At 60.6% G+C, this 13,131-nt stretch carries 10 protein-coding genes; 8 read left to right on the top strand and 2 right to left on the bottom strand.

Annotated features, from left to right (window positions below; translation table 11 throughout):
- Nucleotides 1-2,212, bottom strand: a 2,212-nt coding sequence (locus PC358_RS28150) for an Ig-like domain-containing protein (RefSeq protein WP_244884620.1), incomplete at its 3' end; no start/stop codon positions are given.
- Between the two features lie 186 nt (nucleotides 2,213-2,398).
- Nucleotides 2,399-3,949: a nitric oxide reductase transcriptional regulator NorR gene (gene norR / locus PC358_RS16715; RefSeq protein ID WP_033701233.1), complete on the bottom strand. Its 1,551-nt coding sequence runs from the start codon at nucleotides 3,947-3,949 to the stop codon at nucleotides 2,399-2,401.
- Nucleotides 3,950-4,103: 154 nt separating this feature from the next.
- Between norR and hmpA the strand changes: the two genes are divergently transcribed.
- The 8 genes from hmpA (at nucleotide 4,104) to PC358_RS27785 (ending at nucleotide 13,032) form a co-directional block, all read left to right on the top strand.
- Nucleotides 4,104-5,282, top strand: a complete 1,179-nt coding sequence (gene hmpA, locus PC358_RS16710; protein WP_033701230.1) for an NO-inducible flavohemoprotein — start codon at nucleotides 4,104-4,106, stop codon at nucleotides 5,280-5,282.
- A 353-nt stretch (nucleotides 5,283-5,635) separates the two neighbouring features.
- Nucleotides 5,636-6,142, top strand: a complete 507-nt coding sequence (locus PC358_RS16705; protein WP_033701229.1) for a disulfide bond formation protein B — start codon at nucleotides 5,636-5,638, stop codon at nucleotides 6,140-6,142.
- Nucleotides 6,143-6,700: 558 nt separating this feature from the next.
- Nucleotides 6,701-7,645: a ubiquinol oxidase subunit II gene (gene cyoA, locus PC358_RS16700; protein WP_012316183.1), complete on the top strand. Its 945-nt coding sequence runs from the start codon at nucleotides 6,701-6,703 to the stop codon at nucleotides 7,643-7,645.
- 3 nt (nucleotides 7,646-7,648) lie between these two features.
- Complete coding sequence (cyoB, locus tag PC358_RS16695; protein ID WP_033701227.1) at nucleotides 7,649-9,667, top strand: cytochrome o ubiquinol oxidase subunit I; 2,019 nt, start codon at nucleotides 7,649-7,651, stop codon at nucleotides 9,665-9,667.
- Between the two features lie 3 nt (nucleotides 9,668-9,670).
- Entirely contained in the window at nucleotides 9,671-10,294 is a 624-nt protein-coding gene (gene cyoC / locus PC358_RS16690) for a cytochrome o ubiquinol oxidase subunit III (RefSeq protein ID WP_033701226.1), read from the top strand.
- The gene (gene cyoD, locus PC358_RS16685) at nucleotides 10,294-10,626 is read left to right on the top strand and encodes a cytochrome o ubiquinol oxidase subunit IV (RefSeq protein WP_033701225.1); all 333 of its coding nucleotides are present in this window, start codon (nucleotides 10,294-10,296) and stop codon (nucleotides 10,624-10,626) included. The genes cyoC and cyoD overlap by 1 nt, the downstream gene beginning before the upstream one ends.
- A gap of 11 nt (nucleotides 10,627-10,637) precedes the next feature.
- The gene (gene cyoE / locus PC358_RS16680; RefSeq protein ID WP_033701223.1) at nucleotides 10,638-11,525 is read left to right on the top strand and encodes a heme o synthase; all 888 of its coding nucleotides are present in this window, start codon (nucleotides 10,638-10,640) and stop codon (nucleotides 11,523-11,525) included.
- 152 nt (nucleotides 11,526-11,677) lie between these two features.
- Nucleotides 11,678-13,032, top strand: a protein-coding gene (locus PC358_RS27785; protein WP_156056794.1) for an IS3 family transposase whose coding sequence is annotated in 2 segments (ribosomal slippage) — nucleotides 11,678-12,148 and nucleotides 12,151-13,032 — 1,353 coding nt in all. Because the reading frame shifts where the segments join, the coding sequence is not laid out codon by codon here.
- Nucleotides 13,033-13,131: the final 99 nt, after the last annotated feature.

The raw sequence follows: 13,131 nt of genomic DNA, 5'->3' as shown, positions 1-13,131 counted from the left end.
CGGTGGCTTGCAGTACTTCGCCATCGACTTGCGGTGGAGCGAGGGTGATGTTGAATACGCCAGTCGGGCCGACTAGGGCAGTGCCCAGTTCGGTGCCGTCGGCGGCAAGAATACGCACGGTGCTGCCGGGTTCGGCGCGGCCAGTGACGACAGTGCCGTCAGCGCTGACGGCCAGTTCACTCGGTGCGGTTGGAGCAGTGATGTCCGGCGCGGTGATCTGCGCAGGCAGGGACGACAACCCTGTGTCATCGATGGCGACCACGTCCAGCAGTTCGCCGTTGGCCTGTGCCGGGTTGAGTTCGAGAGTGAAGGTGCCATCGGCACCGGCAATGGCGCTGCCGATCAGCGTGCCATTGGCATCGTGGACTTCCACACGGCTGCCGGCTGGGGCGGTACCGGTAAGGGTGGTGCCGTCGGCATCGATGGCCAGGTCGCTCGGGCTGGCTGGCGCTGTTATCAGGGGCACATCGTATTCAAGGGCAACCGAAGCGTTACCGCTCGGGTCGGTCTGCACCAGGCTCAGGTGCTCGCCAGGGTGTACGGCAGGGGCGAGGTCGATCAGGAAGGTGCCGTTGGCCAATACGGTGCCGGTGCCAATCACATTGCCGTTGGCGTCGCGCACTTCAACCGTGGCACCCGGCTCGCCGCGACCACTTAAGGCCACGCCTCCGGCCCCGACGACGATGTTGCTGACGGCAGCAGGCGGCGTAATGTCCGGGGCATCGAACTGCAGCGGAGCGGAGGTATTGCCAGCGGCAGCCTCCTGGCGGATATCCAGCGCCTCGCCATTGGCCTGAGTAGGGGACAGCGTCAGGCTGAAGCTACCGTCTGCACCCACCACGCCGGTACCGATCACGTTGCCTGCGGCGTCACGCACCTGAACCGTAGCCCCTGGCTCGCCACGACCGGTAAGGGTCACGCCTTCGGCCAGGGCCAGGTCGGTCGGTTGTGCCGGTGGCAGCAGGTCTTGCGAAGCGACTGAGCCAGGCTGCGAAACGTTGCCAGCGGCATCGGTCAGGGTGACCTGCAAGGTACTGCCGTCGATCACGGCAGGATCAAGCGCGATCACGAAAGTGCCGTCTGCACCCACAGTGCCCGTCGCCAGCACATTGCCGGCGGCGTCACGCACCTGCACCGTGGTGCCTGCTTCACCGCGGCCGCTGAGTTGCCGCCCGGCCAGGGCGATCAGCAGGTCGGTTGGCGCATCCGGCGGGGTAGTGTCGGGCGGTGTTTCGACATCCGGGGCCGTGATACCGGCGGCTGGCGAAGTGTTGCCAGCCGCATCCTGGGCGGTCACTTCCAGGGCCTGGCCTTCAGTCTGCGGAGGCTGCAAAGCAATGCTGAATTGCCCGTCGGCACCGGCCACCGCGCTGCCCAGCAGCACGCCACCGGCGCCCCGCACCGCTACCGTGGAGCCGGGCTCGGCACGGCCGGTGAGGGTTGTACCCTGTTCATTGATGGCAAGCTCGGTCGGCGCTACGGGGGCTGTTGCATCCGGGGCGGTAACACTGCCTGGGGCCGAGACATTGCCAGCGCCATCGGTCAGGGTGACTTGAAGGTTCTCGCTGTTGATCTGCGGGGGGGTAAGCGACACATTGAAACTGCCATCGGCACCCACCGTGCCGCTGCCGATCAGGTTGCCCGAAGCGTCGCGAATGTTCACCGTGGTGCCTGCTTCGCCACGCCCGGTCAGGCGCAGGCCATCGGGGGACACCAGCAGGTCGATGGGCGTGGCAGGGGCGGTGGTATCGCCTGGGTCCGAGCTGCCGCTGCTGCCACCGCCACTGTTGTCTGCAGCGGCCGCCGCGCCGCCGATACCCAGCAGGCTGAGCCCGGCAATCGCCCAGGTGGGCATCTCGCTACCGGCCACACCGATACCCGCGACCAGTTCATCCAGCGAAGCCACTTCGTCGAAGGTAAAACCGGTGAATGCCGCTGCATCGTAGTTCGCATGCCACAGGGTGCCGTCTTCACCGACGAAGACGATGTCGCTGCCGACCCCCGCCTGATCCACGGCGAAGAAGTTGCCGATAGTGACCTTCTCGCCCGACTTCAAGGTGACGATCAGGTCTTGCCCGCGCTGGGTTACGGTTGCCACTTTATCGGGAGAAACCGGCATCTGCACGACGCCTGGCCCGTTGAGACTGACATTGCCCCAGGCACTCTGGGTGGCGACTGCGGATTGCTTATCGGCGACGACGATGTTGTCCATGGATGCTCCCTGCTGGTGTGCGGCTACACTGGCTCGACTTCGCGACCCAGGGCCGGCGCAACGTGAAAGAACGTGTTGCGCGCAGCCTCGACCATGACGGCCGTGATACCGGTGGTTAGGGAGATATAGCAGCCCAGCAGGAAGCAACCAGATGGCTTTCTGGGTTAATCCTTTGGTAGATAGCCCTCAGCGAAGCCCCAGCCGACGCGCCAGCCGACTGAGGTTGGCGCGGTCCAGGCCCAGTTCGCGCGCAGCGGCGGCCCAGTTTTCTGCATGCCGTTGCAGGCAGTTTTCGATGACCTGGCGTTGGTAGTCATCCATGGCTTCACGCAGCCCACCCTCGGGCAAAGACGCCGCTTGCAGCGGGGTGGGTGAGGGCAGGGGGTGCAACGCGGGGGCGACACGCAAGTCCAGGTCGATGGCACCCAGGGTGAGGATGCGTGGCCGGTCAGGGTGCTGGCCCAGCGCCTTGAGTGCCGAGCGACCGATCAGGTGTTCCAGCTCACGCACGTTGCCTGGCCAGTCGTAGGCCAGCAGCGCGGCCTGGGCTTCGCTGCTCAGGCGCAGGCTGTTCAGGCCCAGGCGCGAACGGTTCTGTTCGAGGAAATAGCCCGCCAATAGCAGCACATCACGCCCACGTTCACGCAGCGGCGGCACGTGCAGCGGGTACACACTCAGGCGATGGTAGAAGTCGGCGCGGTAGTTGCCGTCGCGTACTTCTGTTGCCAGGTCACGGTTGGTGGCAGCGATCAGGCGCACGTCGACCCGGTGCTCACGGTCCGACCCCAGGCGTTGCAGTTGGCCACTCTGCAGCACCCGCAGCAGCTTGGCTTGCACCATCAGTGGCAGTTCACCGACTTCATCAAGGAACAGCGTGCCGCCATTGGCCAGCTCGAACTTGCCAAGGCGTTCGCCATGGGCGCCGGTGAAGGCGCCGCGCACGTGGCCGAACAGTTCGCTTTCCACCAAGGTGTCGGGCAATGCGGCGCAGTTGAGGCTGACCAGGGGCTTGTCGGCACGGTTGCTGGCCTGGTGCAGGGCTTGGGCCACCAGCTCTTTGCCGACGCCGGTCTCACCGGTGATCAGCACGGTCAGTTCGCTGCCGCCGACCAGGCGTATCTCCTCTTCCAGGCGTTTGTGCGCGGCGCTCTGGCCAATCAGCTGCTTGTCTTGGGTGCTGGCCTGGCGGTAGATCTCGGCGCGGTGGTGTTCGTCTTCTGCGCGCAGGGCCAGGTGTTCGATGCGCTCGGCCACCGTCACCGTGGCGGCGGCCAGGCTGGCGAAGGCCTGCAGGGCATCCAGTTCCAGGCTCTGGAACTGCCCTGGGGTGAGTGCGTCGAGGGTCAGCAGGCCCCACGGGCGTTCATCGACCATCAAGGGGCAGCCCATGCAGTCATGCACTTCAAGGTCGGCATCGGCGGCGGTGACCAGGCCGTCGTAGGGGTCGGGCAGTTCCGAATCGCTGGGGAAGCGAGTGGGTTGCGGGCGGCTCAACAAGACCTGGAAGCGCGGGTGCTCGCTGACCTTGAAGCGTCGGCCCAGGGTATCGGCGCTCAGCCCGTCCACCGCCAGAGGCACCAGCCACTCACCGTCCAGGCGCAGCAGCGCGGCAGCGTCGCAAGGCAACAGCCCACGCATGGCCTGAAGCAGTCGACGGTAACGTTCGTGGTCGCTCAGGTCGCGGGACAGGTCGCTGACCAGGGGGAGGAGGGCGGTGAGCAGGGGCTTTGCAGTCATAAGGACTCCTATTGGTCATTATGACTATACGCCGGCCTGGGTCATTATGACATGGCCTGCGTCAACCCCTTGATTTTGCTGGCGATAAAAGTTGGCACGATTGGTGATATGCCTAGTTCAATCATTACAAGCCACAGGTTCAGGAGTCGTTGCAATGCTCAATGCCGAACAACGTGCAATCATCAAGGCCACCGTACCCCTGCTGGAAAGCGGCGGCGAAGCACTGACCACCCACTTCTACAAGATGATGCTCAACGAGTACCCGCAAGTACGCCCGCTGTTCAACCAGGCCCACCAGGCCAGCGGCGACCAGCCACGTGCGTTGGCCAACGGCGTGTTGATGTATGCCCGCCACATCGACCAGCTCGAACAGCTCGGTGGCCTGGTCGGGCAGATCATCAACAAGCACGTCGCGCTGCAGATCCTCCCGGAGCACTACCCGATCGTCGGCAGCTGCCTGCTGCGTGCCATCGAAGAAGTGCTTGGCAAGGAAATCGCCACCCCTGAAGTGATCGCTGCCTGGGGCGCCGCGTATGGCCAGTTGGCCGACATCCTCATCGGCGCCGAAGAATGCCTCTATAAAGAGAAGGAACAAGCCGCCGGTGGCTGGCGCGGTACCCGCGCGTTTCGCCTGGTACGCCGCGAGCAGGAGAGCAGCGAGATCGTCTCGTTCTACTTTGCGCCGGTGGATGGCAAGCCGGTGCTCAAAGCCGAGCCAGGGCAGTACATTGGCCTGCAGTTGTTCATTGACGGTGCAGAGCAGCGTCGCAACTACTCCTTGTCGGCCCTGTGCGACGGCAAGCAATACCGCATCAGCGTCAAGCGCGAAGCCGGTGGCAAGGTCTCCAATTACCTGCATGACGAACTGGTCGTGGGCGAGACGTTGCAACTGTTCCCGCCAGCGGGCGATTTTACCCTGGCCGCCAGCGACAAGCCGCTGGTGCTGATCAGTGGTGGTGTGGGTATCACCCCGACCCTGGCGATGCTTGAAGCGGCGCTTGCGACCCAGCGCCCGGTGCATTTCATCCACTGCGCGCGCAACGGTGCCGTGCACGCCTTCCGTGACTGGATCGATGGGCTGGCCGAGCGCCACCCGCAGCTCAAGCGCTTCTATTGCTACGCAGAGCAGGATGCCGACGACCAGGCCGATGCAGTGGGCCTGCTGAGCCAGGAGCTGTTGGCGCAGTGGCTGGGGCGTGAGCGTGACGTGGATGCCTACTTCCTCGGGCCCAAGGGCTTCATGGCAGTGATCAAACGTCACCTCAAGGGCCTGGGCGTGCCTGAACAGCAGAGCCGCTACGAGTTCTTCGGGCCGGCGGCGGCGCTGGAGTAACCTGCGCCTATTGTGGGTAGGCGCCCGACAAGGCCGTGCCTACCCAGAGCACCTCATCTATATAAAGGAGAGATGAAACAGGCCCCGAACCTTTCATCTTTAATCCTCCTTTAATCACGGTATCCTTCACTCCCGGGTGTCGAGGGGCTTGCCCCTGTGCGGCACCCGGGTAGCCGCTTTTTTGCCGTGGCGCGTTGAACCGACGTCGCCAAGGCCGGTCTCAGCCATCTCCGGATAACCCGCGCAGTGCCATCACGCCGCCACCTCGGCACGCTCAAAAGGCCCTGCCCAGCGTGTAGAATTGCGCACAGGCAGGCGGACCACGCGGCCACTATCCATCGAAGGAATCGGCAATGAACGAACAAACATCGCGCCTGAATCGGGAACGGCGCTTTCTGGTGCTGCTAGGGCTGATCTGCCTGTCGCTGATCGGTGGCGCCCTCTATATGCAAGTGGTGCTGGGCGAGGCGCCTTGCCCGCTGTGCATCCTGCAGCGTTATGCCCTTCTGTTTATCGCCGTGTTCGCCTTCATCGCCGCCGCGATGCCGGGGCGCCGCAGCCTGACCTTGTTCGAAGGCCTGGTGGTGCTCAGCGCGGTGGGCGGAATCGTTGCGGCCGGCAACCATGTGTATATACTCGCCAACCCCATGGTCAGTTGCGGCATCGATACCCTGCAGCCAATCGTCGATGACCTGCCCCTGGCCAAGCTGTGGCCACTGGCGTTCCAGGTCGACGGCTTCTGCAGCACGCCGTACCCACCGATCCTCGGTCTGTCGCTGGCGCAATGGGCACTGGTCGCGTTCGTGCTCACCGCCATTCTGGTACCGCTGGGTATCTACCGCAACCGACGTCAGTCTTAGACAAAAGTCCCGAATTGTGTGAGGTCTTTTGCACCGTGTGAGATGCGCAGAAAGTTGCTCCCCGCTTGATCCAGATCAATCACGAAGCCTTGTAGAATGCGGCTTTGAGGGCTACCGGGCGGGGTGCGACAAACTGTCGCGAAGTTGATTCTTCGGGGTGCATTGTTACGTATTCTGTAAAAGACTGTTGCTCAATAAGTCATAGTCAAGGGTTGGCGACCTATCTACAATCGCCCCCAATTTCCGTTCGGCACTGCTTGCGAGTCGCAGGATTGAAGGAAGCCCCAGCGCTCCCTTTTGCTGACTTCGTCAAGTTTCGCCCAGCGGCGATACCGAGCGGACACCCCTCCGCGTTTTCCCGCACCAAATGGACTTGGTCTGAAGTACAGGCCTGTTGCCTACGAAACCATAAGCACCGCTAACACGCTTGAGCCAAGGTCCTGCAGTCGGACCCCAGGCAGGAGCGAGTACGGGCGCGAAATGCCTCACTTGGCAGGACGAAGTGTTGGCTACCAAAACACAAATTGCATTGAAGCAAGCTGATCTAGAGGTCGTGAGATGAGTAAAAAGCGTTACCCCAGACTGTTTGGCATATTGCCCTTTTTAGGCATGCTTTTACTCAGTGGGTGCAACTGGACCCTGCTCGACCCGAAAGGTCAGGTCGGCATTGAGCAAAAGAACCTCATCCTCATCGCTACCGGCCTGATGCTGCTGGTGGTGATTCCGGTCATCATCATGACCGTGGCGTTCGCCTGGAAGTACCGTGCTTCCAACAAGGCTGCGACCTACACGCCTGACTGGTCGCACTCGACCAAGATCGAGGCTGCGGTGTGGATCATCCCGATCCTGATCATCATCGCGCTGGGTTATGTCACCTACAAGTCCACCCACAAGCTGGACCCGTATCGTCCGCTGGATTCGGACGTCAAGCCGATCCAGATCGACGTGGTCGCACTGGACTGGAAGTGGCTGTTCATCTACCCGGAGCAGGGCATCGCGACGGTCAACAAGATCAACTTCCCGGCTAACACTCCGGTCAACTTCCGCGTCACCTCCGACGCCGTGATGAACTCGTTCTTCATCCCGGGCCTGGGCGGCCAGATCTACGCCATGGCCGGCATGACCACCAAGCTGCACCTGATCGCCAACGAGAACGGTGTGTTTGACGGTATCAGCGCCAACTACAGCGGTGCTGGCTTCACCGGCATGAAATTCAAGGCTACTGCCACTTCCCAGGAAGACTTCGACAAGTGGGTCGCCGAAGTGAAGCAGTCGCCTCTGAAACTGGGCAAGGCCGAGTACGAAGCACTGGCCAAACCTAGCGAATACAACCCAGTCGCGCTGTACAGCGAGGCGCCAGCGGAGCTGTTCCAGACCATCGTCGACAAGTACGAAGGCATGAACCGCGGCAAGCCGGTCCACGAAGAAGCAGGCAGCAAAGATCTGGCCACCACCACGGGTGTGGAATCGAGTACGCAACCAGCTGCCGGTGCAGAGGAGTAAGAGATGTTCGGTAAATTAAGCCTGGAGGCGATACCCTATCACGAGCCGATAGTCATGGTGACGCTTGCCATGATCGCGCTCGGCGGTATCGCTGTCGTCGGCCTTATCACCTATTTCCGCAAGTGGACCTACTTGTGGACCGAGTGGCTGACCACGGTCGACCACAAGAAAATCGGGGTGATGTACATCATCGTCGCGATGATCATGCTGCTGCGCGGCTTTGCCGACGCCATCATGATGCGTACACAGCTCGCTGCTGCTACCGGCGGCTCCGAAGGCTACCTGCCGCCTGAACACTATGACCAGATCTTCACCGCTCACGGTGTGATCATGATCATCTTCATGGCGATGCCGTTCTTCACCGGCCTGATGAACCTTGCGGTTCCTCTGCAGATCGGTGCACGTGACGTTGCCTTCCCGTTCCTGAACTCCCTGAGCTTCTACCTGCTGCTGGCAGGCGTGCTGCTGGTCAACATCTCCCTGGGCGTCGGCGAATTCGCCAAGACCGGTTGGGTTGCCTATCCGCCGCTCGCGGGCATTCAGTACAGCCCTGGAGTGGGTGTCGACTACTACATCTGGGCGCTACAGCTCTCCGGATTGGGTACGACGCTTACCGGTGTGAACTTCCTCGTCACCGTGATGAAGATGCGCGCACCTGGCATGAAACTGATGGACATGCCGATCTTCACCTGGACCTGCACCTGGGCCAACGTGCTGATCGTTGCTTCCTTCCCGATTCTGACCGCTGCACTCGCTCTGCTGACTGTTGACCGTTATCTGGACTTCCATATTTTCACCAACGAGCTTGGTGGGAACCCGATGATGTACGTCAACCTGTTCTGGGCGTGGGGTCACCCTGAGGTTTACATCCTGATTCTGCCGGCCTTCGGCGTGTTCTCGGAAGTGACTTCGACCTTCTCCGGCAAGCGTCTGTTTGGCCACCACTCGATGATCTACGCATCGGGCGCAATCGCCATCCTGGGCTTCGCGGTATGGCTGCACCACTTCTTCACCATGGGTGCCGGCGCCAGCGTCAACACCTTCTTCGGCCTGGCGACGATGCTGATCTCCATTCCGACGGGTGTGAAGTTGTTCAACTGGCTGTTCACCATGTACCAGGGCCGTGTGCGCTTCACCGCGCCGATGCTGTGGACCCTGGGCTTCATGATCACCTTCTCCATCGGTGGCATGACCGGCGTTCTGCTGGCAGTACCAGGTGCCGACTTCGTTCTGCACAACAGCCTGTTCGTAATTGCTCACTTCCACAACGTGATCATCGGTGGTGCGGTATTCGGCTACATCGCCGGCTTCGCCTACTGGTTCCCGAAAGCCTTCGGTTTCACCCTGAACGAGAAGTGGGGCAAAGCTGCCTTCTGGTTCTGGATCTCGGGCTTCTACGTTGCGTTCATGCCGCTGTACGCCCTGGGCTTCATGGGCATGACCCGTCGTCTGAACCACTCCGACAACCCACTGTGGGAACCCTACCTGTACGTAGCCGTTGTCGGCGCCGTGCTGATCCTGTTCGGTATCGCTTGCCAGCTGATCCAGCTCTACGTTTCGGTCCGCGACCGCAACCAGAACCTGGACGTGACCGGCGACCCATGGGGCGGTCGTACCCTGGAATGGTCGACTTCGTCGCCACCTCCGTTCTACAACTTCGCCCACATGCCTGAGCAGGTTGGTCTGGATGCATGGCATGAATCCAAGGAAACCGGCGTTGCCTACAAGCCGGCGACCAAGTTCGACGCCATCCACATGCCGAGCAACACCTCTACCGGTTTGTTCATGGGCCTGTTCCTGACCGTCTTCGGCTTTGCCTTCATCTGGCACATCTGGTGGCTGGTTGGCGCAAGCCTGGTTGCAACCATCGCTGTCTTCGTTCGCCACGCCGCGCGTGACGACCAAGGCTTCATGGTTCCGGCCGAAGAAGTGGCGCGCATCGAAGGCGAGCGCATGAAAGCGCTGGCCAAAGCAGGTGCTCTGCCTGCCGGCGCACGTGTCGAATCGTTTGAGCGGGTGTAATCAATGTCCAGTCAAGTAATGCACGGCGCTGCTCATGGTCACGACCATGGGCATGACGACCACCACCACGACTCGGGCCAGATGACCGTACTCGGTTTCTGGCTGTACCTGATGACCGACTGCATCCTGTTTGCGTCGCTCTTCGCCACCTACGCGGTGCTGTCCGGCAGTTTTGCCGGCGGCCCGTCGGGTCATGACATCTTCCAGCTCGATTTCGTGCTGGTAGAAACCGCGTTCCTGCTGCTGTCCTCGATCACCTTCGGCTTCGCCATGCTGAAGATGTTCGCTGGCAATAAAGCAGGTGTACTGGGCTGGTTGGCTGTGACCTTCCTGTTCGGTGCAGGCTTCATCGCGATGGAAATCTATGAATTCCATCACCTGATCGCCGAGGGCTTCGGCCCGCAGCGCAGTGGCTTCCTGTCGGCGTTCTTCGCGCTGGTCGGTACCCACGGCCTGCACGTGACTGCCGGCCTGATCTGGATGGCAATCATGATGTACCAGATCAACAAGCACGGCATCACGCCGACCGCCAAGACCCGCATGAGCTGCCTGAGCCTGTTCTGGCACTTCCTGGACGTGGTCTGGATCTGCGTATTCACCGTCGTTTACCTGCTGGGGGTTCTGTAATGGCTAACGCACACGACACTCATCACGAAGGTAATCACGGTAGCGTGAAGTCCTACATGGTCGGCTTTGTTCTGTCGATCATCCTGACCGCGATCCCGTTCGGCCTGGTGATGTTCCCAAGCCTGCCGAAGAACCTGACCGTCCTGGTCGTGGTGGCCATGGCCGTCATCCAGGTGGTAGTGCACCTTGTGTACTTCCTGCACATGGACCGCTCGCAAGAGCAGCGTTCCAACGTGTCGACGTTCCTGTTCACCGCCATGGTAATTGCACTGCTGGTCGGCCTGTCGCTGTGGATCATGTTCAACATCCACATCGAAATGATGGCCAAGTGAGGTAAGACTGCATGTCCGTTAAGCACTTTATCCAAATCACCAAACCGGGGATCATTTTCGGTAACGTGCTTTCCGTGGCAGGCGGATTCTTCCTTGCCGCGAAGGGCCATGTGGACTTCGCCCTGTTCCTGGCGGTGGTGGTTGGTACTTCCCTGGTGGTGGCGTCCGGTTGTGTGTTCAACAACTGCATCGACCGCGACATCGACATCAAGATGGAACGTACCAAGAACCGCGTCATGGTCCAGGGCGACATGTCGCTGACCCTCGCGCTGATCTACGCCACCCTGCTTGGGGTGGCGGGTTTCAGCCTGCTGTATGTCCAGGCCAACCCACTGTCGGCGTTCTGTGCGCTGATCGGTTTCATCGTCTACGTCGGTTTCTACAGCCTCTGGCTGAAGCGTAAATCGGTGCACGGCACGTTGGTCGGCAGCCTGTCCGGTGCCATGCCTCCTGTGATCGGCTACTGCGCCGTCAGCAACAGCTTCGACCTGGCTGCAGTGACCCTGCTGGTGATGTTCAGCCTGTGGCAGATGCCGCACAGCTTCGCGATCGCCATCTTCCGCTTCAAGGATTACAGCGCTGCCAACATCCCGGTTCTGCCGGTGGCGCGCGGCATTCTTGCTGCCAAGAAGCAGATCGTGCTGTACGTGCTGGCCTTCGTGCTCGCGACCCTGATGCTTACCCTCGGCGGTTATGCCGGCCTCGGCTACATGGCCGTGGCGGCAGCCATGGGCCTGTACTGGCTGTATATGGCCTGGGGTGGCTACAAGGCCGAGGACGACAGCAAGTGGGCCCGCAAGGTGTTTGGCTTCTCCATCCTCACCGTTACCGCCCTGAGCGTGATGATGTCGGTGGACAGCCAGACCGCTGCGGACGTGCTGATGACCTACGCACGCTGATACCGCTGCCTGTTACACGAAAACCCCGGCCATGTGCCGGGGTTTTTTTATGGGTGTTCTCCTGTGCCGGCCTCTTCGCGGGGCAAGCCCGCTCCCACAGGTTGGACTGCCCCCAAGAAGTTGGACAAAAAATCCAACCCTTGGGGGGACCGATGGGCAAATACACAGAGCAGTTCAAACTCACAGCCATCTCAGCCTACCTAGATGGTAGCGATGGCTTCCGAAAAGTAGCCCAGCGTTTCGGTATCGACGTCAGTCTGCTGCGCCGGTGGGCCTCCAGCTATCAGAGCAAGTCCAGCCTTAGTCCGCGCTCGCACGGGCAGCGCTATGACGACGACTTCAAGCGCCAAGTGCTGAGCCACATGCACGAGCATCGTCTCTCCCTTCGCCAAACCGCTGCGCATTTTGGCCTCGGCCAGTCCTCGCAGATAGGCAACTGGCAGCGGCAGTACTACAGTGGTAGCCCTGTAGCCCCTGTCATCCGCCAGAAAAAGCCGATTAAAGTGTTGAAGAAGATTAAACCAGCAAAGCCCACAGATACCGACGATTCGCAAAAGCCCAGAGACCAGCTGATGGCTGAGCTTGAGTATCTGCGCATGGAGAACGCTGTCCTAAAGGAGCTCAAGGCTCTGCGCGAGGAAAAGGAACGAATACCGGCGAAAAAGTCCTGATCGTTTCCAAACTCAAACGTAGATTCCCTTTGCCTGACCTGCTGCGGCTGATCGGACTGGCTCGCAGCACTTTTTACTACCAGGTACAGAGCCAACAGAAGCCGGATAAATACGCGGAGCTTAAAGAGAGAATTCGGCAGGTCTATCACAAAGAGAAGGGGCGTTACGGGTATCGGCGCGTTGCACTAGCAATCAGAAAAGAGGGGCCGCTAGTCAACAAGAAGGTCGTTGAGAAACTGATGACTGGGCTGGGTCTGAAGTCACTGGTGCGACCCAAGAAATATCGGTCGTACCGAGGTACTGTCGGCAAGATAGCGATGAATCTGCTGGAGCGTAATTTCGTCGCCCAGCGCCCCAACCAGAAATGGGTGAGTGACGTAACCGAGTTCAAGGTGGCGCAACAGAAGCTCTATCTTTCGCCTGTGATGGATTTGTATAACGGGGAAATCATCGCCTACGAGACGGCCAGTCGCCCACAGTACAGCCTGGTTGGGAACATGCTCGACAAGGCACTCAAGACCCTGGGGGAGAAGCCGAAACTCGTGCTCCACACCGATCAGGGGTGGCAGTACCAGCAGGCTCAGTATCGCCAGAAACTGCGCAGTTGTGGAGTGAAGCAGAGCATGTCTCGTAAAGGCAATTGCCTAGATAATGCAGCTATGGAAAGCTTCTTCGGCACGCTCAAGTCAGAATTTTTCTACCTCAAGCGGTTTGAGAATGTTGATGAATTGAAAGCGGGCTTGGATGAGTACATCCACTACTACAACCATGACCGCATCAAGCTGAGGCTCAATGGCCTGAGCCCTGTCGAGTACAGGACCCAGGCGGCAGCATAGAACTGTCCAACTTTTTGGGGGCAGTCCAGGTGTAGGGCAAGTCCCAATGCCTGTGTATAACCCTGTGGGAGCGGGCTTGCCCCGCGAAGAGGCCGGCCC

Source organism: Pseudomonas capeferrum (genome assembly GCF_000731675.1).
Classification (GTDB): domain Bacteria; phylum Pseudomonadota; class Gammaproteobacteria; order Pseudomonadales; family Pseudomonadaceae; genus Aquipseudomonas; species Aquipseudomonas capeferrum.
The sequence above is the reverse complement of the archived record's forward strand: the minus strand, read 5'-3'. Positions and strand labels throughout refer to the sequence as shown.